The sequence below is a fragment of the Pseudomonas sp. Y3 TE3536 genome (genome assembly GCF_053629175.1).
Map to the genome: position 1 here is coordinate 81,881 of NZ_JBRJHU010000001.1, position 24,164 is coordinate 106,044.

Here is a 24,164-nt window from a genome sequence, read left to right on the forward strand (position 1 = left end):
CATGATCGCAGGTCATCTTAACTTAGAACAAGCCGCCTAGAGATGCAGGCTTCCAGTTCGTAACCACCAACTCGCCGGACACCTCCGCCTTGCCTTGCCGCTGGTTCGTGTTGCTATAGCGGATATCGAGGCACTCAAAGTGGAAACCGTCAAACGCTCGACGGATGTCTGGGTGATCATTGATGCTGGCCATCACCCTGCCCTTGCAGCGACGCATGAAGTCGGCCATTAGCACGTACTCCTCGAAAGGGAAGTCCACCCCATAGCCGGCGGTCTGCCAGTAAGGCGGATCCATATAGAAGAACGTGTGTGCTCGATCATAGCGCTCTGCACAGGCGAGCCAGGACAGGTGCTCGACGTAGGTACCGGCGAGCCGCTGCCACGCAGCGGACAGGTTCTCCTCGATGCGCAGCAGATTGATGGCCGGCCCAGTGGTGGCGGTACCGAACGTCTGCCCGGTGACCTTGCCACAGAAGGCATGCTGCTGCAGGTAAAAGAACCGAGCAGCGCGCTGGATGTCGGTCAGGGTTTCAGGGCGTGTCATCTTTTGCCACTCGAAGATCTGTCGAGAGCTGAGCGCCCATTTGAACTGGCGCACGAACTCTTCCAGATGGTTCTGCACAACGCGATACAGGGTGACCAAGTCACCGTTGAGATCGTTCAGCACCTCCACCGGGGCGGGCTGAGGACGTATGAAGAACAACGCGGCACCGCCGGCAAAGACTTCGACATAGCATTCATGAGGGGGGAAGAGAGGGATCAAGCGGTCGGCAAGGCGGCGTTTGCCACCCATCCAGGGAATGATAGGAGAGGTCATAGGTATGCAAGTCTTTACTGTATGGATAAACAGGTTTTAGGCTCGCCGCGCTTTGTGCACAAGGCAGAGGCCACGGCTGGACTTGCAGGAAGGGTCTGCGGGTTCGGCGGGCCGGGCTGGATGTTGACGCATCCTCCCGGCTCGCCTCTTTACTACTTGGTGACTTCGCGGACGTAGGCCTGACAGGCCTTCAGTGCGATCAGTCCTCGGTCACCGGTGTCGGTGATGCCGATAATTCGTTGAGCATGCGCCGGGTCAAGTTGGGCACGAATGGGTCCATGAACCATGCCTCCGGTGCCGGCGGCTTCTCGCACCCCACCGTCACAACCCGGGGCGGCAAAGGCTCCGGCGTCGACAAGGACTGACAACCGCATGTCAGCAGTGACCAGCCTGTCACGCAGGCGAGCTTGAATCTGTTGTGCATCGTTCATCTCCTTCCAATGTTTTTTGCCCTGCTCCTGCAGGCGATCCTCCAGGTCCTTGCGCTGACTTTTCTGTTCAGCCGACTGCTCCAGAGCTGCAGCTGTAGCTTCCTCACGCTCACGACCGTGAGCCCGATCCTTAGCCGCCAGCTGCTGGACATAACCTGCAGCCTGTTCAGCCTGCTGCTTTCCGTACTCGCTGGCCTGCCAGACCCAGGCCCCACGCCCGCCGGCATAGAGCCCGACCGCAACGGCCAGAAGCGCGATACGCCAATTCATCGGCATTACTGCAGCACCTCAAGCGCACGCTTGTAGAGCGCCTGGCGATCTTGCAACCCATTCAGGCCACCATTGATACGGCGGGTAATCAGCTCGAACACCGAGTCATCGGCCCGCAGCACCTTGTTCGCGAGGCTATTGAGTCCTGCCCGCTGCCAGTACCAGCCGGCCGACAGCGACGCATAGACGGGCTGCTCAAGCAGGTCAGGGGTGTTGAGCAAGCGGCTGTCACCGAACAGCGCTTCGCTACAGGCCTCGTAGTTGTCGCGGCCAGTGACCTGAATAAGCCCACGGCCACGGTACCGCTGACCATCGCCGTCAGCCGCCGGGGTGTTGCCGAGGCGCTCCGCCAGACGCCCGGTTTCGTACCTGGCCAGATAAGCATCGTTACCGAGCTCGCGCACATACTGCAGCTGCCCAGACTCATGGCCGACTTGTGCGAGGAACGCAGCCATACGCCGAGGGGTGATGATCGAGTACTTGCCCATTGTTGCGTTGAGGCCGGGAACAAAAACGCCGGCTTTTCGGCCGGCGTTGGGAAGGATCTGTTGCAGCTGTTGAACTGAGATAGCCAGTGGTCTCTCCAGTGATGGCCGTATGCGGCCATAGGGATTAGAGCTGCTCAACCTTGAGCGGCTTGTCGTCTTTCTTTTTCTTGCGCGAGGCCTTGGCCTTGCCCTTCTTGCCGCCGTTGCACTCCACGGTCGTGGTCCACCCGCTGGCCGTGAACACTTGCTCCACGCTTTCCACCAGATACTCGCCATCGAGCCCGACCTTGAAGCCCTGGGTATTCACCGAGCACTCCGCGAACAGGTCGTGCCGGCCCGCCATCTCCAGGCGCACACCGGCGGTGCTGCGGTTGAACGCAGCCAGCCGCGCCTTGGCGGCCTGTCTGGCAGCAGACTCGTTGGGGTAGATATGGCGGTCCGTATGAACGGGGGGCAGGCCATCTGGCGATTCGTCGTTGTCCAGCTGGACCACCTTCAAAGCGCCGGTCTTCTGATCCTGGTGCTGGGTTTTCACTGCTTTCTGCGTGCTGCGGTCGCTCAGCCGGAACTGATAGCGGGACACGTCCGTCTTGTTGACGGTGATGACCTGCAGTGACTTGCCCGAAGTGCTCTTCCCACCCTGCCGGGGCATCACCAGCAGCTTGCCCTGGGCAACCTTGGCAGTGCTGTCGTACTGCCGCGCCAGGCGCGTGACGAAGTTGAAGTCCGACTCGTTGCGCTGATCGATCCGCTCGACCTTCGTCGTGACCGGGCAAACCACCTCCCAGCCGTTGCGCTTGGCAATTTCAGTGACGATCTCGGCCAGCGGCACACCCTCCCAACTGCCGCTTCGGATGGTCTTACCGCTGCCGCGCATGTCGCTGGCCTTGCCGCGAATGGTCAGCTCATCAGGGGGACCGGATAACTGCACCTCGTCCACGGTGTAGGCGCCCATGCGTTTAAGTGGCTGGCCCTCGTAACCCAGCAGGACCTCCACCACCCCTCCCCGCGCTGGCAGCGCCACTACCTGGTCGCGGTCGTCAATGCGCAGCTCAAATTCGTCCGACTCCATGCCAGGCTTGTCCAAGATCCGCAGCAGCAGAATCCGCTCGACCAAGCAGCGAAGAACCGAATTCGCAAGAACAGGAGGGCCATGCGTGAATACAGCCTTTGTTTTGATGGCGCAGTACAATGGCATGGCGATCATCTCGCTCGAACAGGTATGCGCTGACTATTTCACGCACCTCACGCCGCTCGTATTCCAGCGCAAGGTGCTGGCCGGGGAGATCACGCTGCCCATCACCCGACTTGAACCGAGCCAGAAGAGCGCCCGAGGCATACACATTGCCGACCTGGCTCTCTACCTGGACCAGCAAAGGGACGCTGCGCGCAAAGAGTGTGTGCAATAGGATAGGAGATGACGAACACGCTGATACGGAGACAGCCCCCCACTTGATCAGTGTCACACGGCCACACAAAATATCTGGCTGCACCCGCGACTTCTCAGGCGAATCCGACTTAGCTACCTTGCGTCGATGGCCGCCTACAATCGGCGGCTATCGACCCGCCCCACACTAAATCGGCTAGATCGGAACGGCGAAAATGCCCAAATCCATTACTTGATAGTGACCGCTTTCGCCCCAAAGGAGTCCATCATGTAGCGTAGCTTGCGGCATAATGTAGGCATGACTATTCAGAAAAAAATTTGGATAGGTTAGTCTTGAGAATCTGGAAGACCCAATCTTCTGCCATGCAATACGGCTCGATTTAAAAACCTATGAAAGCTAGCCCATGCCTATATCATTTGACTTAACAAGCGACGGAGAAGATATGGAAGTTAAGAGATGGACTTGCGAAAGCATTGATTTGAGTATTGCCGTGGAGGTTGTGGATGCAGTTTCTGCATACTTTAAAACATTTGAGCGCGCACGCGCACAAGCGCTTTATTCGACCATAACAGAATTAGTTGCAAATATTAAGCAGCATGCATATCCAGATAATTTCAATCCGGCAAATCAACTTGCTTGCGAGATTTCCATACGAGAAACTACAGCCGAAGCTATAATTATTACTGTAGTTGACTATGGAGTAACCATTCCACAGTCAATTTTAAATAAGATATCCCATGATTATGATCTGTCGGCACATGCGCACAGTAAAAGTGACGCCAAAATAATTGCCGATGCTGTTTTCTCAACAGAACGCTCGACTGAACAACACGGACGAGGGCGCGGACTAAATTCAATATTTGATTTTGTTTTAAAAGGTTCTCTGCAGGCTGTTAATATATCTAGCCGCAGTGGCGCGCTATATTGTACGAGCGAAAAAAATGAACTTTCAGTCACCTCGCCTGTTAGAGGCGGCACCTTAGTTGAAATTGTGATTTGCCCCAAAGACACTCAAGCTCAGCTCTCGCCGCATGGAGAGATTGATATTGCTAAAGATTTCAGTAAATATCCTGCCGGAAGGTACTTAACTGATGGCAAGTATTCTGCAGAAGCCTTTATTAATAGTTTATTGTCGCCAGCATTCGATAAATATCAAACAGTCACGGTGAACCTAGACGGCACATATGGATATGGAGCCTCCTTTCTGGAAGAGGCATTCGCGGGACTGGTAAGGCATGGACGCTCCGCATCAAGTTTGAAAGGGAGACTAAATCTGATCTCAAATGACGACTTTCATTTGCCACATCAAATTTGGAGCTACATTGATGAGGCGGGTAATAAATGAGCACATACGCAATAAGCGTTACCGCGGCAATTATTGGAGCAGCGGTAGCAATCATAACCAACTACTGGCGCACTAGATACACTATAAGATCTCAGGATTTTTCAAAAAGAATAGAGGAACTATGCAAGTTAATCGGAGAGCTTGAGGTCGCCGCATGCAAGTTCTGGTCTAACAAAAAAAAAGCCGAGCCTCACGATAAGCAGTACATTCTTGGGCTGCAAGCTAAGCTTTCACTGCTTACCAATTATTTAGACGGGCAGTATAGAGGCTTTAGCACGCAGAATATATCAAGTCCGCTATCTGATTTTTTCGACGGGTGCTCAGGGGGTGACTTTGATGATATTGAGTCCTCCGAGCCTCAGCGCATTAGGCGAATCATGGTCGATGGCGAAAAACTAAAAATAAAGCTTCTGGAGACTAGAGGAGGTCTTTATTAAACGACTCGCAGCCTCCAGTACTTGCAGAACCATAAGTTATCATCCGCTGCATATTCGTTCTATTGCACCGGACTGCTTAATTTTAGGCGCTGTGAGTCACCACAAGCGACAGTCGACCCGAAGCTGCCGCAATGGGATTCAACTTTGGTAGCCATGACCTTGCTCGTTTTTTAATAGCAGATCCAGCCTTTGGGAGCGGTTTTCATCCGCGCGTTGCGGCGAAGACATGGTCTTGAACCGCGTCGCGTTGTTCGCGGGCAAACCGCTCCCACGGAGATCACTAAAGCTGGGCGAATGGCAGTTCGGTTCGAAAGCGGCCACACTTGGAGACGGATTGAACCACGGCAGTGTTACGGGCATGGCAGCTCATAGCCGCTTCGTGCCGATCAAACCATTTAAGGCACTTGTCAGGTCCGATGCAGCCGACTCGTTAAGACGAGCATTAGTGATGGTCAATTCTGCGCTTACCCCAGCCAGCTACTCAACCCTGGCGCCAAGTGTGACTGGGGCTTGGATAATCCGCTCTAACCACTTCCACTCAATATATCGATCACCACGCCCCCTCAAATGGGTGTACCGCCGCAGCGAGTTCCAGTCACGATGGCCGGAAACACTTGAAACGCGCGGAATATCCCAATCCATTTCGAACAACCGGCTCACACCTTCGTGGCGCAGATCGTGAAAGTGCAGATCCTCCACGCCAACCAGCTTGCATGCACTGGACCAGGCCGTGCCGATTGAGTCGGTGTTGTAAGGGAAGATCTCAGCGCACTGACGCGGCATGCTTTGCACAATCGCCCACGCCTCATCCGGCAGATGGCACCACACATCGTTGCCGATCTTCTGACCAGGGTTCTTCATGTCCCACACCTTCACCGCTTGGCGGTGCTCATCCAGATCTTCCCACAAGATGCGCGCAATCTCGTCCATACGGCGCGTGAAGAAGATGGCAAACGCCATTACCTTTGGCATGTGAATCCCAGTCGGACGCCGTGCAAGCATCTCGAAAAAATGCTCGAGTACCTTGTCGAGTTCTTCGAGCGTTGGCCGGCGATCCCGCTCCCGGCTTTTCATGTTGTAGCCGAGGCGCTTCAGCACAAGGCGTGCGTCGGGCATGGCTTGGGGGTTGATCTCGTACTCCCACGCAGCCCTAGCCAGCGACAACACAGAACCTAGGTGAGCCAGATCATTGCCGGCTGTCTGCGGTTTGATGCCGCCGCCTTCAGGGCTCATACGCCATAGGCATAGTCCACCAGCACCTGCTGAGAGATGTCAGAGTCGACCACTTCGCCGAGGTAACTGTTCTTGATAGCCAGGAGGGTCTGCCGCTTCGTCTTACCCAGCGGCCGGGCTTTCTCGGCTTCCACCAGGTAGCGATCAATCATGTCCTTGACTGCATGCCCACCACGATTGGCGCGCTCGATCGCGCCAGGCTCTGCCAACTCGGTCTCTCGTCGCTTTGCCCAGGCTTGAGCAGCCTGCTTGCGGGCGAATGTCTGGGACTCTTGGTAGACTAGGACACCCTTTTTCTTGAGGCGGATCTGGACGGTGTAGCTCACCGTTCCATCGGCCTTTTTCCTTGCTCTAATCGTTGCCATGATTTTCGGGGATACAAGCGTGTTTGCCGGTGTAAACGCACCGCCGTCACACCAAAGACGCCACAAAACCCCGAAAGTGGTACAAAAATGCGTAGACCAGAATGCCCCTAGAATCAGCCTCAAAGCCACAAACCACGCGCCCTGAGCCGTCACGCCGTTTCAGCGTTGCACCGATGATGGACTGGACAGACCGCCACTGCCGCTTCTTCCTGCGCCTGCTCTCCAAGCACACCCTGCTCTACACCGAAATGGTCACCACCGGCGCCCTACTCCACAACGACGCCCACCGTTTCCTGCGCCACGACGTGTCCGAGCACCCGCTGGCCCTGCAACTGGGCGGCAGCGTGCCGGCCGACCTGGCGGCCTGCGCGCGCCTGGCCGAGGAGGCGGGCTACGATGAGGTCAACCTTAACGTTGGCTGCCCGAGCGACCGGGTGCAGAACAACATGATCGGTGCGTGCCTGATGGCCCACCCGGCGCTGGTGGCGGATTGCGTCAAGGCAATGCGCGATGCGGTGTCGACGCCGGTGACGGTGAAGCACCGTATCGGCATCAATGGCCGTGACAGCTATGCCGAACTGTGCGATTTCGTCGGCCAGGTGCGCGAAGCTGGGTGCCGGAGTTTTACCGTGCATGCGCGGATTGCGATTCTTGAAGGGCTGTCGCCCAAGGAGAACCGTGAGGTGCCACCTTTGCGCTACGACGTGGCGGCGCAGCTGAAAGCGGACTTCCCGGACCTTGAGATCGTGCTTAACGGCGGGATCAAGACGCTGGCGGAATGCCAGGCGCACCTTGAAACGTTCGATGGGGTGATGCTGGGGCGTGAGGCGTATCACAACCCTTACCTGCTGGCCGAGGTGGACCAGCAGTTGTTTGGCAGCGAGGCGCCGGTGATCAGCCGCAGTGAGGCGCTGGCGTTGTTGCGGCCTTATATCGTGGCGCACATCGAGAGCGGTGGGGCCATGCATCACGTCACCCGGCATATTCTGGGGCTGGCCCAGGGCTTCAAGGGGGCGCGGCGATTCCGGCAGCTGTTGTCGGCGGATATTCACAAGGCTCCAGAGCCGTTGGTGGTGTTTGATCAGGCAGCGGAGTTGATGCAGGGTCATTGATGAATGAACCAGGGATGGATTGGCAATGAAGAAAAGGCGCACGCGTTCGCAGGGCAGCTTGGGCGTGGCAGTGGCGATCTTTGCCCCGGTGGGCATCATTCTGGCGGTCGCCTCGCAATACCCGACGATGATCGAGCGCAGGGTTGAGGCGAGAAAGGCGCAGGCGCGTGCGGCACAGCCGGCGCCTCGCCCTGCGGGGACCACGTTGGAAATCATCATGCCCGACCGCAAACGGCTCCAGGAAGGGCAATCGGGCACCTTGGGCGAGGCCCTGAAAAGCAGGTAGTCGGCAGCCTTGGGAACCTCGGGGCTGTGGGTGAATCGAATCATCACCTTGCGTAGAACTTCAGGGGCTTGCCTGCTGTGTTGGGCTGAGACCTTGGGGCTGTTGCGCAACCCCATTCGCGACGCAACGCCGCGCTCACACGCGGTTTGCCCGAGCGGCTTCGACGGGCCTTGAGCGGCCGCCGGGGCTCGGGTAATGTCGAGTCATTGCACAGGACAGAGCACGCCCATGACCTCCAAGCTGGAACAACTCAAGCAGTTCACCACCGTGGTCGCCGACACCGGGGACCTGGACGCCATCACCCGCCTGAAACCGGTCGATGCCACCACCAACCCGTCGCTGCTGCTCAAAGCCGCCGCCATCCCCGGCTATGCCGACCTGCTCAAGGAGGTAAAAGGTGATGCCAAGGGTGATGTGGACCTGGCCTGCGACAAGTTCGCGGTCGCGGTCGGTTCTGGGATCCTCAAAGTCATCCCTGGCCGTATCTCCACCGAAGTGGATGCGCGCTTGTCGTTCGATGAGCCGGCCCTGCTAGCCAAGGCCCGCCAGTTGATCGCGCTGTACGACGCCGCCGGGGTCAGTAAAGACCGCGTGCTGATCAAGCTGGCCTCGACCTGGGAAGGCATCCGCGCCGCCGAGAAGCTGGAGAAGGAAGGCATCCAGACCAACCTGACCCTGCTGTTCTCCTTCGCCCAGGCCCAAGCCTGCGCCGATGCCGGGGTGTTTCTGATCTCGCCGTTCGTGGGCCGTATCTACGACTGGTACAAGAAGAGCACCGGCAAGGAGTACGTCGGCGCCGAGGACCCGGGTGTGCAGTCGGTCACGCGCATCTACGACTACTACAAGACCAATGGCTACAACACGGTGGTCATGGGTGCCAGCTTCCGCAATATCGGTCAAATCGAGCAACTGGCAGGCTGCGACCGCCTGACCATCAGCCCCGAACTGCTGCAGCAGTTGAGCGATGACCAGGGCGACCTGCCGCGCGTGCTCAAGCCGGGCAACACGGGCGAGGCCAAGCAGGTATTGAGCGAGAGCCAGTTCCGCTGGGCGATGAACGAAGATGCCATGGGCACCGAGAAGCTGGCCGAGGGTATTCGCCAGTTCGCGCGGGATCAGGAGAAGCTGGAGAAGTTGATGGCTGAAAAGGCCTGATACATTTTGGGTTTGCCTGACGGGCGGGAAATGTTCAGCATTTTCCGCCCGTTTTTGGTTTGGCGCTAAACTGCGCCAGGCTTCCGAGGTATTTTGAATTCGATGGCCTATTCGCGGGCAAGCCCGCTCCCACCGGTACCGTGCTGCGTGAATGGGCTGTCTAGCCACCAGAGCTGTTGATGACCTCTTCCCTACCCCTTGTTCTCGCCGGCCCGGTACTGCGCCGCCTGGAGCCACAGCGCCTGGCCATCTGGCTGGTCGCAACGCAACCCTTGCAACCTGAATTTGCCCTTGATGGCGTAGAACACTCGGCCAAGGTCACTTGCCAGGTGATCCCGATAGGCCAGCACGCGTTTATTCATTTGCTGGATATCCACGTTGCCCAGCCGCTCCCCTGCAACCAGACGCTGGGCTACGACCTGCGCATCAATGGCCAGGGCATCGCAGACTGGGCACCCCACATGCTCTACCCCGGCGAAACGCGCCCACACTTCGTGTTGCGTGATCGCCTGAACCATTTGCTGCACGGTTCTTGCCGCAAGCCGCACCACCCCGCCGCCGACGGCCTGCTCTGCGCCGACCGTTTGCTGCAACAGTGCCAACACCCCGAACAACGCCCCGCGGTGCTGCTGATGACCGGCGACCAGGTGTATGCCGATGATGTCGCCGGGCCCATGCTGCGCGCGATCCACGTGCTGATCGAACGCCTGGGGCTGTTCGACGAACAGCTGGACGGTGCAGTCGTCGCCGACAGCGCGGCGCTCTATCGCCACCCGGCCAGTTACTATCACCGCGCCGACCTGCTGCCCGCGCAGGAACGTAACGACAGCCTGCGCGAGCGCTTTTTCGGGGGTAAACGCAAGCCGATCTTCTCGTCCAGCAACGCCGACAACCACTTGGTAACCTTCGCCGAGGTCATGGCCATGTACCTGCTGGTGTGGTCACCTGAACCCTGGCGGCTGGTCAACCTGGACATGCCCGCAGGCCTCACCGATGAACGCCAGGCGCGTTATCGGCAGGAGGTGCCACTGATCGAGGCCTTCGCCGACAACCTCGGCCAGGTGGCGCGGGTGATGGCACACCTGCCATGCCTGATGATCTTCGACGACCACGACATCACCGACGACTGGAACCTCTCGGCCCAGTGGGAAGAAACCGCCTATGGCCACCCGTTCTCGCGGCGGATCATCGGCAATGCGCTGCTGGGCTACCTGCTGTGCCAGGCCTGGGGCAACGACCCGGATGGCTGCGGGCCGCTGGTCGAACGCTGCCAGGCGCTGACCGGTGCGCCACTGGCCAGCCAGGCACAGGATGAACTGATCGGCGAGCTGTTGCGCTTCCAAGGCTGGCAGTTCAGCCTGCCCAGCAACCCACCCTTGCTGGTACTCGACACCCGCACCCGGCGTTGGCGCAGCGAAACCAGCCTGGCAAAGCCTTCGGGCCTGCTCGACTGGGAGGCGCTGAGCGAGCTGCAGCAGGCGCTGCTCGATCATCCTTCGGCGATTATCGTGTCACCGGCACCGATCTTCGGGGTAAAGCTGATAGAAACCGTGCAAAAGGTATTCAGCTGGATGGGCTACCCGTTGCTGGTGGATGCCGAGAACTGGATGGCCCATCGGGGCGCGGCCCAGGTGATTCTGAATATCTTCCGCCACTCGCGCACGCCCGGGCATTACGTGGTGCTCTCAGGGGATGTGCATTATTCGTTCGTCTATGAAGTGCTGATTCGACACCGCCAACGCAGCCCGCACTTGTGGCAGATCACCAGCAGCGGGATCAAGAACGAATTCCCTAGGCGTTTGCTGGATGTGCTCGACCGGCTTAACCGCTGGCTGTATTCACCGCGCTCGCCGCTGAACTGGTTTACCAAGCGGCGGGAGATGGAAGTGGTGCCGCGTACGCCCAGCGGTAGCAAGGCGGGTGAGCGGTTGTGGAATGGTGCGGGGTTGGGGCAGGTGTTTTTTGATGAGCAGGGGCGGCCGGCACGGGTGTTTCAGTTGGATGCCGGTGGGCGGGATGTGACGGAGTTTGTTGGGCCGGAATGAAGGATTGCCTGTGCCGGCCTCTTCGCGGGTAAACCCGCTCCCACAGGGTTACCGAAGTTCCTGATGCAGCGCTAACCCTGTGGGAGCGGGTTTACCCGCGAAGAGGCCGGTACAGGTTTAAAGCGTACTCAAGACCGCTCCAGCGCATTCACCAAGTCATGAAACGCTTCGCGGTTGGAGTCATTGAGCCCCATGAGAATCTTGTGGGCCTCCAGCACCTTGGAGCGCACCACTTCTTCGTTCTGGTCCTGCGACGGCAAGTCGGTCAGGCACTCTGGGCACGGTATCGGGCGATCGACGATGTTGAACACCTGATCGAAGCCCATGGACTGCAACAACCGGGAAATGTCCGGGTTGGTGGTGACCACAGTCGGCAGCAGCCCCACTTTCTGGCGCGACAGGATCGACAACTTGGCCAGCAGGCCCAAAGTGGTGCTGTCGATGCTCTCGGTTTCAGTCAAATCGATGACGATGGCCGAGAAGTTCAGCGCGGTGAAAATCTTCTCGATCGTTGCATCCAGCGCCGAACACAGGGTCAGGCGCACTTCACCGACGAATTTCAGTACAAAGGTACCGCTTTGCTCGGCGAACTGAATTCTACCGGTACTCATTGAAGGTTCCTGCTCAACACCAATAGGGCGATATCATCCGGCATCTCCCCAAGCGTAGCCAATCCAAATCGTTGCCGCAGCCCATCCAGGCTGCCACCCGCTGCCTTGACGATTTCTGGCAAGGCGGCTTCTTTATCTTTGAGCGTGTCACCTGGCAAAAGGTCCAGAATGCCATCGGACATCAAGCTGAGGCTGAACACCGGCGGCAGCTCCACCACCAGGTCCTGGTAACTGGCCTCGTCAAACAACCCCACCGGCAGGCCGCGGCCTTCCAGATAGCGGGTATTGCCCGGGGTGTACAGCACCGGCAGCGGCAGGTGGCCGCCCACGGCATAGGTCAACAGCCCGGTGTCTTCATCGATCACGCCGCCCACCATGGTCACATGCTTGCCCAACTTGCAGTTGATCAGCCCGCGGTTGATGTGGCTGAGCACTTGCGAGGGCTTGAACTCACGCATCTTGCTCCCGCGCTTGAATTCGAACAACAGGCGCGTGGTCATGAACTTCAGCAACACCGTGACGAACGCCGACGAGGCGCCGTGCCCGGAGACATCGGCGAGGTAGAAGGCAATGCGCCGATCATCCACGCGGAAGTAGTCGGCAAAATCACCCGACAGGTACAGCGACGGGATGATCTGGTGCTCGAAGGCAAACTCGCCGGCCACCCAGGGGCTTTCCGGGAGCATGTTCATCTGCACCTGCCGGCCGGCGGTCTGGTCTTCCTGCAACAGGTGCAGGCTGGCCTCCAGCTCGCGGTTGGCGGCTTCGAGCTTGTCGCGGTAGCGCTGGTTTTCCAGCACCAGGCGCGAACGGTCGAGGGCCCGGCGCACCGAGTGCTCGAGCACGGCAAGGTCTTCTAGCGGCTTGATCAGGTAGTCGGCGGCGCCCAGGCGCAAGGCCTCGACCGCATCGCTCATCACGCCGGCACCCGACACCACGATCACCGGCAGTTGCGGCGCGCGCTCGCTGATCTGGCGGATCAGTTCGAGCCCGCCCATCTGCGGCATGCGCAGATCGCAGATCACGAGGTCGGGCTGGTGTTCTTCGAAGACCTGAAGCCCCTGCTGGCCATTACCGGCCTGGAGGACGCTGAAACCACTGTCTTCAAGATAGGCGGCGAGGCTCGCACGGACCACGTCGTCGTCATCGATGATCAGCAGCGTTGCACTGGTTTTCTGCATGTGGGCGAACGGCGCCGATTTAGGTTGGTGCAGCGGTGTCGGCAAGGCTGACGGCCAGCTACGGGAATACTCTGTGGTAACACTCTACTTGAGTTGTAGGACAAGAAGACCCGCCCGGCAACTGTCAGAGGTACCCTGTAAGGCGCAGACGGTACTCCCATCCGCCAGGCGTTTCAAGCGTGCAAGGGTCGACCTCGCTGCTCTTTACAGGGCAAATCACCGAGAGTTATAAGAAAGCCGACCCGCGCAACCTAAAGGGAAGGATGCAGCATGCCCCAGACACCCTCAAGCCACAGCGAAAAACGCGATTTCATCCGCATGCGCATCGACACCGACATCAGCCTGTTGCACCAAGGCCAGGTGATTGCAGCGGTGTGCCTGGACCTGTCCAGCGGGGGCATGCAAGTGCAGGCGCCGCAGCGTTTTCAGGTAGGGGATACGCTTGAGGTGAGGATCGATTCCGATCACAAGGCGCTGAAAGGCCTGCATGCCAGCACCGAGGTGGTGTGGATCGCCGACCAGCCCGACGGGCAGCAGAAATTCGGCCTGCGCATCCTGGCGATGCATTAACGCTGGGGCTGCTTGGCAGCCCCGATGGCTTAAATCAGAAACAATCAGAAATCATCTTCGACTTCGCCGTCCTTTACCTTGAACTCGCGGTTCTGCAGGTAGGCGTTGCGAATGAAGATGTACTTGTCGCCCTGCATCAGCTTCTCAGCCGACAACAGGCTGGCACGGGTATCGACGACATCAACCGCGAGGCTCGTGTTACGCGTCGGTACGTGGTTGATGTAGCGGTAAGGTTCGGTGTAGCTGTCCGGGTACTTGGCCAGGCCGTCACGCACGGTGCTTGGGCCCAGCAACGGGATAACCACGTAAGGGCCACTGCCCACGCCCCAGTAACCCAAGGTCTGGCCGAAATCTTCGTCGTTGCGCTGCAGGCCCATCTTGGTGCCGACGTCGAAGAAGCCACCCAGGCCAAAGGTGGTGTTGACGATCAGCCGCGCCGTGTCCACGCCCGCCGCATGCGGCTTGAGCTGCAGAATATTGTTGGCCAGGTTGGTGACATCGCCCAGGTTGCGGAAGATGTTATGGATGCCATCTTCGAGGAACTGCGGCGTCACTGCCTGGTAGCCCTTGGCCAATGGCTTGAGGGCATAGGTGTCGACCGTATCGTTGAACCTGAAGATCGGGCGGTTGACCGCCTCCCAAGGGTCTTCCTCGGTGGCCGCTTGGGTGGCCGCCACGGGCGCCAGCAACAAGCTGGCGCAGACACAGGCCTGGGTGACTCGTTCGATCACACCGGCACCGATCCTACGCATAGATGTCTCTCCATCGAATTTCTTGGCCGCAGCCGCACCGGGCGTGCTGCTGATAAGGCGCAAGTATAAGGGCTTGCGGGCTGATCACCAGCATTACACATTTTTGCTCAAGATTTTGTGAACGTATGTTGCCTCGTCATCGGCTGGTAACAATAGCGGCCTAGCCTGCGGACTATTTCAGGGAAGTTGCCATGCACGATGCGTCCGCCTTCACTGCTGTGCTGTTTGGCCTGCGTGGCTGCCTGGTCCAGGGTGCTAACGGCAACCCCCTGCCCGCGCCCGGCGCCCTGGCAACGCTCACCAGCCTGCGCCAGCGCCAGGTGCCCTGCATCTGGCTGGACGACCTGACTGCCACACAGGGCAAACGCCTGGCCACTGTGCTGCCCGACTGGCTGCCGGGGCACGCGGTCAACGGCGTGCGCTGGCCCGCGCCAAACGCCTGCTGGCAGGCGCTGATGGCACTGGAAAGCGCGCGCCTGGATGGCTGCGTACTGGTTAGCGGTGACCCTGCGCTGCTGCAATCGGGCCTAAACGCCGGCTTGTGGACCGTGGGCCTGGCGGCCTGCAGCCCGCACTGCGACCTCAGCTCCCGGCATTGGCAAGCCATGAGCCAACAGGAACAAGACCTGGCCCGTGGCAAGGCCACCCTCGCGCTGTTCAGCCTGGGCGTACACTCGGTGATCGATCACCTCGAAGCCCTGGACACCTGCCTGCAGGACATCGCCCAGCGTCGGCGCAAGGGCGAAAAACCCTGATACAGCACCTTTGACGCGGATCATGCAAAGCGGCTGCGAGTGGATTACATTGAAAGCAGGCCAGAACCTTTGCCGCTTCGCTGAGGTCCATGGCTTGCCAAGCCATTGATGGAGAAAAGCCAATGCCTGCCCGCGAATTGCAAGAGCGACTGAACAGCTTGCGCGAGCAACTGGACCGTAACGTGCCGCTTTCGGAAGAGGAGCTGGCCGCGCTGCATGAGGAAGCCAGACAAATTGAAGCGCAGCTGAAGCTTGAGGAAGCCACACCGGACAACAATCTGGTAGACGGGGTCAATCTGGCGATCGATCGTTTTGAGCTCGACCACCCAGATTTAGCCGCTACCCTGCGCAATATTTTCAACTCATTGCACAGCATGGGTATCTGAATAGCTGGGGGCGCTTCGCACCCCTTTCGCGGGCAAGCCCGCTCCTGCAGGACAGCGCGGTCTAAGGGCTGCGCTAAAACCTGTGGGAGCGGGCTTGCCCGCGAATGGGGCGCGAAGCGCCCCCAACGGCCGTGATTTTACTGCCGAACCAGCCGCCCATTCACCGGGCTGATCGCCCCCATGCTGCGGTACGGGTTGATATCCAGCCCACCCCGGCGCACATACCGTGCATACACCGTCAAATGCTCCGGCTGCAGCAGGTTCTTCAAGTCCAGGTAAATTCGCTCCACGCACTGCTCATGGAAGTCGGCATGCTGCCGGAAGCTGATCAGGTAAGTCAGCAGGCTGGCAGGGTCTAGTGCCCTGCCCTTGTACTCGACCACCACACTACCCCAATCCGGCTGGCCGGTGACGGGGCAGTTGGACTTGAGCAAATGGCTGTGCAGGGTCTCTTCAACCACACGCTGCGCATCGCAACGCAGCAACTCCGGTTGCGGCTGCTCATAGTTGCTGATGGCCACATCCAGCGCGTCGATGCACTGCCCCGGCAATGCCACAACGCCCTGAGCCTCCACCTCGGCCAACGTGCGAACCTTGACGCCGACCGGCTTGCCAGCCGCCGCAGACAAGTCCTTCTCCAGGCAGGCCTGCAGCTCGCCAATCGAGGCAAAAACCGTTTGGTTCAGCGAGTTCAGGTACAACTTGAACGACTTGGACTCGATGATATTCGGCGAGTCTGCAGGAATGGCGAACTCGCCGATCGCCACCACCGGCTTGCCCGACGGCAGCAGCCACGACAGCTCGAAGCAGTTCCAATAATCCACGCCCTGCCACGGCAGGGTCTGGGCAGTAACGCCCAGCTCGGCCCACTTGGCGGTACGCGGGATCGGGAACAGCAGCTCAGGGGAGTAGGTAGCGATGTATTCGCTGGACTTGCCCAGCGGGGAGTGTTCGGCGGCGGGATGCATGGAAACTGACCTGAAGGTTCGAAATGCCCCTAGTCTACCGTTTTTGCGCCCCGCCTTGGGCCTGATGTCACTCGATGGTCAATGGCCCGACCATCCCCGCCTGGTAATGCCCAGGTACGTTGCAGGCAAACTCGATGGGTGCCGACTTGCGGAACGTCCAAGTCAGTTCGGCACGCTGGCCAGGCGGTACCAGCACGGTGTTGCCCCCGCCGTGGCCGTGGCCTTCGCCGTGGTTCATCTGGCCGTGGTCCATGCCTTCATGGTTCATGCCTGCGGTGAACAGCTTGCCTTGCATCGCAATCATTTCTTTCTGGTGCTCGGCATGCATGGCCTTGTCGCCCAGGTTGAATTCGTGGGGCAACTTGCCCTCATTGATCAACACGAAGCGCACCGTCTCGCCCGCCTTGACTTCCAGGCTTTTTGGTTCGAAGGCAATGTCCTTGAGCACCACCTCGACCGTACGGGTGGCCTTGCCAGCCGGGGCAGGCTCGCCAAAGGCGAAACTGTCGGCACTGCCCGCAAACGTGGGCAGGCTTGCCATGGCAAGGGCGGCGGCGATGAACAGGCGTTTCATGATGACTCCAAAATACACAACGTGATGAGAGCACCTTAATCAGGTGGGGCTGGCGGCTACCTGACGGGAAGATTACAACTTTGTCAGTTTGGGCGAGCGCCGACATCGTCACGTATCATTTCCGGTAGCCGCCGCGCACCCTTCCAGAAATGTGGACACTGCATGAAACTGTTGATCGTTGAAGACCAGGCCCGCACCGGCCAGTACCTGAGCCAGGGCCTCAGCGAGGCAGGCTTCGCCACCGAACTGGCAGCCGATGGCGAAACAGGCCAACACCTGGCACTGACCGGCGACCATGACTTGCTGATCCTCGACGTGATGCTGCCAGGCCGCGATGGCTGGCAGATTTTGCACGCAGTGCGCCAGGCCGGCCTGGACACCCCCGTGCTGTTCCTGACCGCCCGCGATGCGGTAGAAGACCGTGTGCACGGCCTGGAGTTGGGCGCCGACGATTACCTGGTCAAGCCGTTTGCCTTTTCCGAACTGCTGGCCCGTGTACGCAGCCTGCTGCGCCGTGGCGCCAGCCCGAGCCAGGACACCACCTTGAGCCTGGCCGACCTGCGCCTGGACCTGATCCGCCGCCGCGCCGAGCGCGCCGGCCAGCGCATCGACCTGACCGCCAAAGAGTTCGCCCTGCTCGAATTACTGCTGCGGCGCCAGGGCGAGGTACTGCCCAAATCGCTGATCGCCTCGCAGGTCTGGGACATGAATTTCGACAGTGACACCAACGTCATCGAAGTGGCCATCCGCCGCCTGCGCCTGAAAATCGACGACCCACACGCCAGCAAGCTGATCCACACCGTGCGGGGCATGGGCTATGTGCTGGAGGAGCGTCAGGATTGATGCGCCGACTTTCCCTTGGCAGCCGGCTGGCGCTGCTGTTCGCGGCCTGCACCGCTGCCGTTTCGCTGGGGGCTGGCGTGCTGTTCAGCCGCGCCAGCGAGCAGCACTTCATCGAACTCGACCAACAGTTGCTGGAATCTCGCCTGTCGCTGTTTCGCACGCAGCTGGCCGGCGTCGTCGGGCCCGCCGAACTGGGCGCCCGCCTCCCCGCCCTGCGCGATGAACTCAGCCAACAGGCCGACTTGGCCCTGCGCATCAGCGGCCATGACGGTAGGCCGTGGTTCGACAGCCGCACGCAATTGCCCGACACCACGCCACCCTCTGGGCTTGCCACTCTGCACACCGACGGCGCCGACTACCGCAGCCTGGCCATGCCCCTGAACCCGGCCGACCCGCAGTCTGCGCAGCTGACCTTGTACCTCGACATCACCCACCATCAGCACTTCCTGCAGGGCATGCAGCGCCTGATCTGGCTAACGGTCGGCCTCTCGGCCCTGGCCACCGCCCTGCTCGGTGCCTGGGCCGTACGCCGGGGGCTGAGGCCGCTGCGGCAGATGGGCCAGGTTGCGGCCAGCGTGTCGGCCCGCTCGCTGACCACCCGGCTGCCAGTGGCGCAGATGCCGGAAGAGCTGGCCGAACTGGCCACCACCGTGAACGCCATGCTGCAGCGCCTGGACGATGCCTTCCAGCGCTTGTCGGCATTCTCCGCCGACATCGCCCACGAACTGCGCACACCACTGTCCAACCTGCTGACCCACACCCAGGTCACCCTCACCCGCCCGCGCAGCCTTGAGGAATACCGCGAGGCCTTGCATGGCAACCTGGAGGAGCTGCAGTGGATGGCGCAGATGATCAACGACATGCTGTACCTGGCCAAGGCCGACCATGGCCTGCTGGTGCCTGGCCAAGCCACGCTGGCACTGCATGAAGATGTCGATGCATTGCTGGAGTACTACGCGCCGCTGGCCGAGGACCGCGACGTGACGCTGCTGCGCGAAGGCCAGCTGCTGTTGCAGGGTGACCGCCCCATGCTGCGCCGCGCATTGTCGAACCTGCTCGACAATGCCTTGCGCTTCACCCCACCCGGTGGGCAGGTACGCGTGACGCTGGAGCCTGGGTTACGGGTTTGCGTGGCCAATACCGGGGCGGCAATCGCACCGGCTGCATTGCCCCGCTTGTTTGACCGGTTCTACCGGGTGGACCCGGCGCGGCGCGAAGGCAGCACGGAGCACGCCGGGTTAGGGCTGGCGATTACCCGGTCGATCGTGCAGGCACATGGTGGGCGTATTCGGGCAGAGTGCGAGGGTGGCTGGACGCGGTTTGTGATCGAGTTACCTGGCAATCAATAGAACTGCAGCTCCTGCATCGGCGTGTAGGAGCAGCCTTGTGCTGCGAAGAGGCCGGTGCAGGCTGCAGCAATCTGCTTTGCCTGCACCGGCCTCTTCGCAGCACGAGGCTGCTCCTACAATGAACGCGAATCAGCGTTTCAAACCGCCAGGCCAATCGCCGGCTGCACCTGGGATGCCCGATACGCCGGGTAAATGGTCGCCAAGAAGCTCATCACCAACCCCGCCGCACAGATGATCACCACATCGCCCCACTGCAGTTCCGACGGCAGGCTGCTGATGAAGTACACGTCCGACGTGAAGATATGCTGGCCGCTGACCCGCTCCAGCCAGCCAACGATCTGGCTGACGTTGAACGCGGCAATCACCCCCAGCACACCGCCGATCAAGGTCCCGACAATACCGATCAAGCTGCCCTGGACCATGAACGTACCCATGATCTGCGCAGGCGTGGCACCCAGGGTGCGCAGGATGGCGATATCCGGCCCTTTGTCATTCACCACCATCACCAACGTGGCAATGATGTTGAACGCCGCCACTGCGATGATCATCATCAGCAGCAGGCCGATCATGGTCTTTTCCATCTTCATGGCGCTGAACAGGCTGCCCTGGGTGTGCGACCAGTCATCGGCACGGTAGGCATCGCCCAGGCCGGCCGCGATGGCCTTGGACACCTGCGGCGCCGCATACAGGTCATGCAGCTTGAGCCGCACGCCTTGTACCTGGCCCGGCGCCCAACGCTGCATTTCGCCCGCATCGGCGACGTGAATGTACGCCTGGGAGCCATCCAGCTCTGCACCGACTTTGAAGATACCGACCACGGTCAGGCGCTGCATGCGCGGGGTGATGCCACCCGGCGCCTTGCTGATTTCCGGCACGATCAGGGTCAGCTTGTCGCCCGTGTTCAAGCGAAAACGCCGCGCGCTCAGTTCACCGAGCACCACGCCAAACTCACCTGGTTTCAGGTCCTCCAGGCGGCCCTGGACAATATGCTGGCCGACAATGGAAACCTTGCCTTCCTCTGCTGGGTCGATGCCGCTGACCTGGATCGGCTGCATCGCGCCCTTGTAAGAGAGCATGCCTTCCATTTCGGTGATTGGCGCCGCGGCCATCACCGCCGGGTCCTTTAGGGCGGCATCGGCGACGGTGCGCCAGTCATCCAGCGGCTGCACGCCAAGGATACTGGCATGGGGCACCAGGCCGAGGATGCGCGAGCTCATCTCGCGCTGGAAGCCGTTCATTACCGACAGCACCACGATCATCGCCAGCACGCCCAGCGACAGGCCGATCATCGAGGTCATCGAGATGAACGAGATGAAATGGTTGCGGCGCTTGGCACGGGTGTAGCGAGCACCAATGAACAAGGGCAAGGGTCTGAACATGTAAAACACCCAATGAAAGAGTTGCGGGGCGGCTCAGGCCACCCCGTGCAAGCGGCTCAGATCGCCACCAGGTGACCGTCGTCGAGTTTCAACACACGGTCCATCTGGCGCGCCAGGTTGAGGTCGTGGGTCACCACCAGGAACGCGGTACGCGAAGCGCTGGACAGCTCCTGCATCAGTTCCTGGATGCCTTGGGCGGTGTGGTGGTCGAGGTTGCCGGTCGGTTCGTCGAGCATCACCAGGCCCGGGCGGTTGACCAAGGCGCGGGCGATCGCCACACGCTGGCGCTCACCGCCGGACAACTCGGCAGGCTTGTGGTGCAGGCGGTGGCCAAGGCCGACGCGCTTGAGCAGAGCCTCGGCGCGCTCACGCGCTTCGGGGATGGCGGTGCGGCCGATCAACAGCGGCATGCACACGTTCTCCATGGCGGTGAACTCAGGCAGCAGGTGGTGGAACTGGTAGACGAAGCCCAGTGCCCGGTTGCGCAACAGGCCACGCGCGCGCTCACCCAGGGCCGAAAGCTCCTCGCCCGCCAGCCAGACACTGCCCTGGGTAGGCGTGTCGAGGCCGCCAAGCAGGTTGAGCAAGGTGCTCTTGCCAGAGCCCGAGCTGCCGACGATGGCCACGCGTTCACCCGGGTGCAGCTCCAGCTGCAAGCCAGACAGCACCTGCACCGACTCCGGGCCCTCGTCGTAGGACTTGCCCAGGTTGCGGCAACTCAGAACGGCTTTATCACTCATGCGCGACTCACTCATAACGTAGCGCCTCTGCAGGCTGGGTGCGGGCCGCACGCCAGGCCGGGTACAGGGTGGCGAAGAAACTCAGGACCAGTGCCGCGGCACAGACCATGTACACGTCATTGGCCATGATCTGCGACGGCAGGTAATCAATGAAATACACGTCGGCGTTGAGGAACTTGTGCCCGATCAGCTTCTCGATGCCGGCAATCGCCGCACTCACGTTGAGCGCGGCAAGAATGCCGACGCCGGCGCCGATCAAGGTGCCGATCACCCCGATCACCGTACCCTGCACCATGAAGATGGCCATGATCTGCCCAGGCGTGGCGCCGAGGGTGCGCAGGATCGCGATGTCGCCGCGCTTGTCATTGACCACCATCACCAGGGTGGAAATGATGTTGAACGCCGCCACCGCCACGATCAGCAGCAACAGCAGGCCGATCATGGCCTTTTCCATGCGGATCGCCTGGTAAAGGTTGCCATGGGTGCGGGTCCAGTCACGGCTGTAGAACTCCTGCTCGCCCAGCTGTTGGGCGATAGACCAGGCCACGCGCGGCGCCTGGAACAGGTCGTCGAACTTCAGCCGCAGGCCTTGCACCTGGTTCGGTTTCCAGCGGTGCAGGCGGGACAGGTCGCTGATGTTGGTCAGGCCCAGGTAACCGTCGATTTCGCCGGCGCCCACGTGGAAGGTACCGACCACGGTAAAGCGCTTCATGCGCGGGAACATGCCGGCCGGGGTCACGCTGACCTCGGGGGCGACGAAGGTCAGCTTGTCGCCGATGGCCACACCCAGCTTGGCGGCGGCCTTGTCGCCGATCATGATGCCCCACTCGCCCGGTGCCAGCTGGTCGAGACGGCCTTGCTGGACGAAGTTGTCGATGATCGACACCTCGCGCTCGCGGGCCGGGTCGATGCCATTGAGCAGCACCTTCTGCACCTTGCCTTCATGGGTCAGCAGGCCCTGCATCTGGGTGAAGGGCGCTACCGCCACCACCTGCGGATTCTGCTTTACTTGTTGGGCAAGCGCAGGCCAGTCGTCAAGCGGCTGGCCGCTCTCGAGCGTGGCATGGGGAATCATGCCGAGCACGCGGGTACGCATCTCGTGGTCGAAACCGTTCATGACCGAGAGCACCACGATCATGACCACCACGCCCAGGGCGAGGCCGATCATCGAGGTCAGGGAAATGAACGAGACGAAGTGATTGCGACGTTTGGCACGGGTATAACGCGTGCCGATGAATGCGAAAAGAGGTCTGAACATGTCGGGGCTTGTTCGGATGAAAGGGAACGTCCTTGTGGCGGGGCGCTTACGGCGGCTTTACACTCGGACCACCGCCGCTACCATGGGTTCGCCATGACGACATTAGACGAAGAAGATCGCCGCGAATACTACCGCATCGCAGATCGGATCGCACTTCAAATCAACCCCTTGAGCGCGGCTGAAGCCCTTGACCCAGAAGTGTTGCAGGATGATTCGCCGCTGTTCAACCTGCTCAGCGAGCTGCACCTGTCCGACTTCGAAGCCCAGCACCTGCTGCGCCAGCTGAGTGACAAGGACCGCACTCTGGCGGCGTTTTTGCGCGCGCAAAGCAAACGCCTCGACCTGCTCAGCGCCGTGGTCGCGCAAACCCTCATCGGTGAGGTCGGCCAGCCGCAGGCAGTGGTCATCTCCGAAGGCGGCATCGAGTTCACCCAAGCCCAGGCCATCGCCCCCGACACCCGCGTGAAGGTGAAGATGGTGCTGATGCCCCGCGCCCACGGCCTACTGCTGCGCGGCAAGGTCACCCACTGCGACCCACGCCCTGACGGCGGCTTTGAGGTCGGCACCGAATTCATCGACATGACCGACGCCCAGCGCCAACTGCTGGCCCGATACATCCTGCAGCGCCAGCAACAACAACGGCGCCAGCAGCTGGAGCAGAATGACCCTGCCTCCTGAGCCTCTTCCCCTTGAATTGAAGGAACGAACGTGACCCTGATCTACGGCCATCGCGGCGCCAAGGGCGAAGCGCCCGAGAACACCCTGAACAGCTTCCGCCAGTGCCTGTCCCACGGCGTCAATCGCTGTGAACTGGACCTGCACCTGTCGGCCGACAACGAACTGATGGTGATCCACGACTCGACGCTCAAGCGCACCACCGGCCGACGCGGCAAGGTGGTCGAGCACCCGGCAGCCGACCTGGTCACCTACGACGCACGCAAAGGCGGCCCAGGCCATGTGCAGCCCTGCCCTATCCCGAAACTGGAAGAACTCTTCGAAAAATGCGCCTTCGAGCATTGGCAGCTGGAGGTCAAGAGTGCCTCGCGCACCCGCGCCGCCACCACGGTGCTGGCCATTCGTGAACTGGCCCAGCAGTACGGCCTGCTGGACAAGGTCACCATCACCTCGAGCTCACGCGACGTGCTAGGCGCCGCACAAGAGCTGGTACCCGACGTGTCTCGCGGGCTGGTGGCCGAATACGCCTGGCTCGACCCACTGAAGGTCGCGCAAAACTACGGCTGCGAGTTGCTGGCTTTGAACTGGACACTGTGCACCCCAGAGCGCCTGCTCAAAGCCCAGGGCCAGGGGTTGCATGTGTCGGTGTGGACAGTCAACGAACCGGCACTGATGCGCCGGCTCGCTGATTTTGGCGTGGACAGCCTGATTACAGACTTTCCCGGTTTGGCCAAGACCACCCTCGGGTAGG

At 60.6% G+C, this 24,164-nt stretch carries 26 protein-coding genes and 1 pseudogene; 14 read left to right on the plus strand and 13 right to left on the minus strand.

Features of this window, described 5'->3' with window-relative positions:
• Positions 1-22: 22 nt before the first annotated feature.
• The 4 genes from AB7M33_RS00385 to AB7M33_RS00400 form a co-directional block, all read right to left on the minus strand.
• Entirely contained in the window at positions 23-817 is a 795-nt protein-coding gene (locus tag AB7M33_RS00385; RefSeq protein WP_454242249.1) for a DNA adenine methylase, read from the minus strand.
• A 152-nt stretch (positions 818-969) separates the two neighbouring features.
• Positions 970-1,524, minus strand: coding sequence for a lysis protein (locus AB7M33_RS00390; protein WP_454242250.1), 555 nt, complete (start codon positions 1,522-1,524; stop codon positions 970-972).
• Positions 1,524-2,093, minus strand: coding sequence for a glycoside hydrolase family 19 protein (locus tag AB7M33_RS00395; RefSeq protein WP_454244188.1), 570 nt, complete (start codon positions 2,091-2,093; stop codon positions 1,524-1,526). The genes AB7M33_RS00390 and AB7M33_RS00395 overlap by 1 nt, the downstream gene beginning before the upstream one ends.
• 37 nt (positions 2,094-2,130) lie before the next feature.
• Positions 2,131-3,078 (minus strand): phage late control D family protein, encoded by a 948-nt coding sequence (locus AB7M33_RS00400; protein WP_454242251.1) that lies wholly within the window; start codon positions 3,076-3,078, stop codon positions 2,131-2,133.
• Between the two features lie 85 nt (positions 3,079-3,163).
• Between AB7M33_RS00400 and AB7M33_RS00405 the strand changes: the two genes are divergently transcribed.
• The 3 genes from AB7M33_RS00405 to AB7M33_RS00415 all read left to right on the plus strand — a co-directional run bounded on the left by AB7M33_RS00405 (position 3,164) and on the right by AB7M33_RS00415 (position 5,176).
• Positions 3,164-3,415, plus strand: coding sequence for a pyocin activator PrtN family protein (locus AB7M33_RS00405; protein ID WP_454242252.1), 252 nt, complete (start codon positions 3,164-3,166; stop codon positions 3,413-3,415).
• Positions 3,416-3,836: 421 nt separating this feature from the next.
• Positions 3,837-4,739, plus strand: coding sequence for an STAS-like domain-containing protein (locus tag AB7M33_RS00410; protein WP_454242253.1), 903 nt, complete (start codon positions 3,837-3,839; stop codon positions 4,737-4,739).
• Positions 4,736-5,176, plus strand: coding sequence for a hypothetical protein (locus AB7M33_RS00415; protein ID WP_454242254.1), 441 nt, complete (start codon positions 4,736-4,738; stop codon positions 5,174-5,176). The genes AB7M33_RS00410 and AB7M33_RS00415 overlap by 4 nt, the downstream gene beginning before the upstream one ends.
• Positions 5,177-5,653: 477 nt before the next feature.
• Here AB7M33_RS00415 and AB7M33_RS00420 read toward each other — a convergent pair.
• Positions 5,654-6,774 (minus strand): annotated as a pseudogene (locus tag AB7M33_RS00420) (tyrosine-type recombinase/integrase).
• Between the two features lie 101 nt (positions 6,775-6,875).
• Here AB7M33_RS00420 and dusA point away from each other — a divergent pair.
• The 4 genes from dusA to AB7M33_RS00440 all read left to right on the plus strand — a co-directional run bounded on the left by dusA (position 6,876) and on the right by AB7M33_RS00440 (position 11,372).
• Positions 6,876-7,886 carry a tRNA dihydrouridine(20/20a) synthase DusA gene (dusA, locus tag AB7M33_RS00425; RefSeq protein WP_454242255.1) on the plus strand — a complete coding sequence of 337 codons (1,011 nt, stop codon included), beginning with the start codon at positions 6,876-6,878 and terminating at the stop codon, positions 7,884-7,886.
• A gap of 25 nt (positions 7,887-7,911) precedes the next feature.
• Positions 7,912-8,172 carry a hypothetical protein gene (locus AB7M33_RS00430; RefSeq protein WP_454242256.1) on the plus strand — a complete coding sequence of 87 codons (261 nt, stop codon included), beginning with the start codon at positions 7,912-7,914 and terminating at the stop codon, positions 8,170-8,172.
• A gap of 228 nt (positions 8,173-8,400) precedes the next feature.
• Positions 8,401-9,327, plus strand: a complete 927-nt coding sequence (gene tal, locus AB7M33_RS00435) for a transaldolase (RefSeq protein WP_454242257.1) — start codon at positions 8,401-8,403, stop codon at positions 9,325-9,327.
• A gap of 179 nt (positions 9,328-9,506) precedes the next feature.
• Positions 9,507-11,372: an alkaline phosphatase D family protein gene (locus AB7M33_RS00440; RefSeq protein WP_454242258.1), complete on the plus strand. Its 1,866-nt coding sequence runs from the start codon at positions 9,507-9,509 to the stop codon at positions 11,370-11,372.
• Between the two features lie 128 nt (positions 11,373-11,500).
• Here AB7M33_RS00440 and rssC read toward each other — a convergent pair whose 3' ends face one another.
• Both rssC and rssB read right to left on the minus strand, forming a co-directional pair.
• Entirely contained in the window at positions 11,501-11,983 is a 483-nt protein-coding gene (gene rssC / locus AB7M33_RS00445) for an anti-sigma factor antagonist RssC (protein ID WP_027596601.1), read from the minus strand.
• Positions 11,980-13,164: a two-component system response regulator RssB gene (gene rssB, locus AB7M33_RS00450; RefSeq protein WP_027596602.1), complete on the minus strand. Its 1,185-nt coding sequence runs from the start codon at positions 13,162-13,164 to the stop codon at positions 11,980-11,982. Before rssB ends, rssC begins: the two co-directional genes overlap by 4 nt.
• Positions 13,165-13,434: 270 nt before the next feature.
• Between rssB and AB7M33_RS00455 the strand changes: the two genes are divergently transcribed.
• Positions 13,435-13,734, plus strand: coding sequence for a PilZ domain-containing protein (locus tag AB7M33_RS00455; RefSeq protein ID WP_099430026.1), 300 nt, complete (start codon positions 13,435-13,437; stop codon positions 13,732-13,734).
• Positions 13,735-13,778: 44 nt separating this feature from the next.
• Here AB7M33_RS00455 and AB7M33_RS00460 read toward each other — a convergent pair whose 3' ends face one another.
• Positions 13,779-14,486, minus strand: a complete 708-nt coding sequence (locus AB7M33_RS00460) for an MlaA family lipoprotein (RefSeq protein WP_085274220.1) — start codon at positions 14,484-14,486, stop codon at positions 13,779-13,781.
• A gap of 191 nt (positions 14,487-14,677) precedes the next feature.
• Here AB7M33_RS00460 and AB7M33_RS00465 point away from each other — a divergent pair, with 191 nt between their 5' ends.
• Together AB7M33_RS00465 and AB7M33_RS00470 are read left to right on the plus strand one after the other, a co-directional pair.
• Positions 14,678-15,241: a phosphonoacetaldehyde phosphonohydrolase-related protein gene (locus AB7M33_RS00465; RefSeq protein ID WP_265970347.1), complete on the plus strand. Its 564-nt coding sequence runs from the start codon at positions 14,678-14,680 to the stop codon at positions 15,239-15,241.
• Positions 15,242-15,363: 122 nt separating this feature from the next.
• Positions 15,364-15,627, plus strand: coding sequence for a DUF4404 family protein (locus AB7M33_RS00470; RefSeq protein WP_274887731.1), 264 nt, complete (start codon positions 15,364-15,366; stop codon positions 15,625-15,627).
• Between the two features lie 137 nt (positions 15,628-15,764).
• On the opposite strand, the gene queF is transcribed toward AB7M33_RS00470, so the two are convergent.
• Positions 15,765-16,595 (minus strand): NADPH-dependent 7-cyano-7-deazaguanine reductase QueF, encoded by an 831-nt coding sequence (gene queF / locus AB7M33_RS00475; protein ID WP_099430028.1) that lies wholly within the window; start codon positions 16,593-16,595, stop codon positions 15,765-15,767.
• A 67-nt stretch (positions 16,596-16,662) separates the two neighbouring features.
• Entirely contained in the window at positions 16,663-17,169 is a 507-nt protein-coding gene (locus tag AB7M33_RS00480; protein WP_085274216.1) for a cupredoxin domain-containing protein, read from the minus strand.
• A gap of 162 nt (positions 17,170-17,331) precedes the next feature.
• Here AB7M33_RS00480 and cinR point away from each other — a divergent pair, with 162 nt between their 5' ends.
• Both cinR and AB7M33_RS00490 read left to right on the plus strand, forming a co-directional pair.
• Positions 17,332-18,012 (plus strand): two-component system response regulator CinR, encoded by a 681-nt coding sequence (gene cinR, locus AB7M33_RS00485; RefSeq protein ID WP_099430029.1) that lies wholly within the window; start codon positions 17,332-17,334, stop codon positions 18,010-18,012.
• Positions 18,009-19,361, plus strand: coding sequence for a heavy metal sensor histidine kinase (locus tag AB7M33_RS00490; protein ID WP_454242259.1), 1,353 nt, complete (start codon positions 18,009-18,011; stop codon positions 19,359-19,361). The genes cinR and AB7M33_RS00490 overlap by 4 nt, the downstream gene beginning before the upstream one ends.
• Before the next feature lie 137 nt (positions 19,362-19,498).
• Here AB7M33_RS00490 and AB7M33_RS00495 read toward each other — a convergent pair whose 3' ends face one another.
• Genes AB7M33_RS00495 through AB7M33_RS00505 form a run of 3 tightly spaced genes read right to left on the minus strand, consistent with a single transcriptional unit; the run spans position 19,499 to position 22,738 of the window.
• The gene (locus tag AB7M33_RS00495) at positions 19,499-20,740 is read right to left on the minus strand and encodes a lipoprotein-releasing ABC transporter permease subunit (RefSeq protein WP_265970004.1); all 1,242 of its coding nucleotides are present in this window, start codon (positions 20,738-20,740) and stop codon (positions 19,499-19,501) included.
• A gap of 56 nt (positions 20,741-20,796) precedes the next feature.
• Positions 20,797-21,480 (minus strand): lipoprotein-releasing ABC transporter ATP-binding protein LolD, encoded by a 684-nt coding sequence (gene lolD, locus AB7M33_RS00500; RefSeq protein WP_172960376.1) that lies wholly within the window; start codon positions 21,478-21,480, stop codon positions 20,797-20,799.
• 7 nt (positions 21,481-21,487) lie between these two features.
• Positions 21,488-22,738: a lipoprotein-releasing ABC transporter permease subunit gene (locus tag AB7M33_RS00505; RefSeq protein ID WP_027596612.1), complete on the minus strand. Its 1,251-nt coding sequence runs from the start codon at positions 22,736-22,738 to the stop codon at positions 21,488-21,490.
• A 93-nt stretch (positions 22,739-22,831) separates the two neighbouring features.
• Between AB7M33_RS00505 and AB7M33_RS00510 the strand changes: the two genes are divergently transcribed.
• Together AB7M33_RS00510 and AB7M33_RS00515 are read left to right on the plus strand one after the other, a co-directional pair.
• The gene (locus AB7M33_RS00510; RefSeq protein ID WP_099430031.1) at positions 22,832-23,416 is read left to right on the plus strand and encodes a PilZ domain-containing protein; all 585 of its coding nucleotides are present in this window, start codon (positions 22,832-22,834) and stop codon (positions 23,414-23,416) included.
• A 30-nt stretch (positions 23,417-23,446) separates the two neighbouring features.
• Entirely contained in the window at positions 23,447-24,163 is a 717-nt protein-coding gene (locus AB7M33_RS00515) for a glycerophosphodiester phosphodiesterase (protein ID WP_027596614.1), read from the plus strand.
• Position 24,164: the final 1 nt, after the last annotated feature.

Coding starts and splice junctions, on each gene's coding strand:
- AB7M33_RS00400 (WP_454242251.1), bottom strand. CDS start 3,078: ATGGAGTCGGACGAATTTGAGCTGCGCATTGACGACCGCGACCAGGTA.
- AB7M33_RS00510 (WP_099430031.1), top strand. CDS start 22,832: ATGACGACATTAGACGAAGAAGATCGCCGCGAATACTACCGCATCGCA.
- dusA (WP_454242255.1), top strand. CDS start 6,876: ATGCCCCTAGAATCAGCCTCAAAGCCACAAACCACGCGCCCTGAGCCG.
- AB7M33_RS00505 (WP_027596612.1), bottom strand. CDS start 22,738: ATGTTCAGACCTCTTTTCGCATTCATCGGCACGCGTTATACCCGTGCC.
- AB7M33_RS00410 (WP_454242253.1), top strand. CDS start 3,837: ATGGAAGTTAAGAGATGGACTTGCGAAAGCATTGATTTGAGTATTGCC.
- lolD (WP_172960376.1), bottom strand. CDS start 21,480: ATGAGTGATAAAGCCGTTCTGAGTTGCCGCAACCTGGGCAAGTCCTAC.
- AB7M33_RS00385 (WP_454242249.1), bottom strand. CDS start 817: ATGACCTCTCCTATCATTCCCTGGATGGGTGGCAAACGCCGCCTTGCC.
- AB7M33_RS00460 (WP_085274220.1), bottom strand. CDS start 14,486: ATGCGTAGGATCGGTGCCGGTGTGATCGAACGAGTCACCCAGGCCTGT.
- queF (WP_099430028.1), bottom strand. CDS start 16,595: ATGCATCCCGCCGCCGAACACTCCCCGCTGGGCAAGTCCAGCGAATAC.
- rssB (WP_027596602.1), bottom strand. CDS start 13,164: ATGCAGAAAACCAGTGCAACGCTGCTGATCATCGATGACGACGACGTG.
- AB7M33_RS00480 (WP_085274216.1), bottom strand. CDS start 17,169: ATGAAACGCCTGTTCATCGCCGCCGCCCTTGCCATGGCAAGCCTGCCC.
- AB7M33_RS00430 (WP_454242256.1), top strand. CDS start 7,912: ATGAAGAAAAGGCGCACGCGTTCGCAGGGCAGCTTGGGCGTGGCAGTG.
- AB7M33_RS00390 (WP_454242250.1), bottom strand. CDS start 1,524: ATGCCGATGAATTGGCGTATCGCGCTTCTGGCCGTTGCGGTCGGGCTC.
- AB7M33_RS00495 (WP_265970004.1), bottom strand. CDS start 20,740: ATGTTCAGACCCTTGCCCTTGTTCATTGGTGCTCGCTACACCCGTGCC.
- cinR (WP_099430029.1), top strand. CDS start 17,332: ATGAAACTGTTGATCGTTGAAGACCAGGCCCGCACCGGCCAGTACCTG.
- AB7M33_RS00470 (WP_274887731.1), top strand. CDS start 15,364: ATGCCTGCCCGCGAATTGCAAGAGCGACTGAACAGCTTGCGCGAGCAA.
- rssC (WP_027596601.1), bottom strand. CDS start 11,983: ATGAGTACCGGTAGAATTCAGTTCGCCGAGCAAAGCGGTACCTTTGTA.
- tal (WP_454242257.1), top strand. CDS start 8,401: ATGACCTCCAAGCTGGAACAACTCAAGCAGTTCACCACCGTGGTCGCC.
- AB7M33_RS00455 (WP_099430026.1), top strand. CDS start 13,435: ATGCCCCAGACACCCTCAAGCCACAGCGAAAAACGCGATTTCATCCGC.
- AB7M33_RS00465 (WP_265970347.1), top strand. CDS start 14,678: ATGCACGATGCGTCCGCCTTCACTGCTGTGCTGTTTGGCCTGCGTGGC.
- AB7M33_RS00440 (WP_454242258.1), top strand. CDS start 9,507: ATGACCTCTTCCCTACCCCTTGTTCTCGCCGGCCCGGTACTGCGCCGC.
- AB7M33_RS00415 (WP_454242254.1), top strand. CDS start 4,736: ATGAGCACATACGCAATAAGCGTTACCGCGGCAATTATTGGAGCAGCG.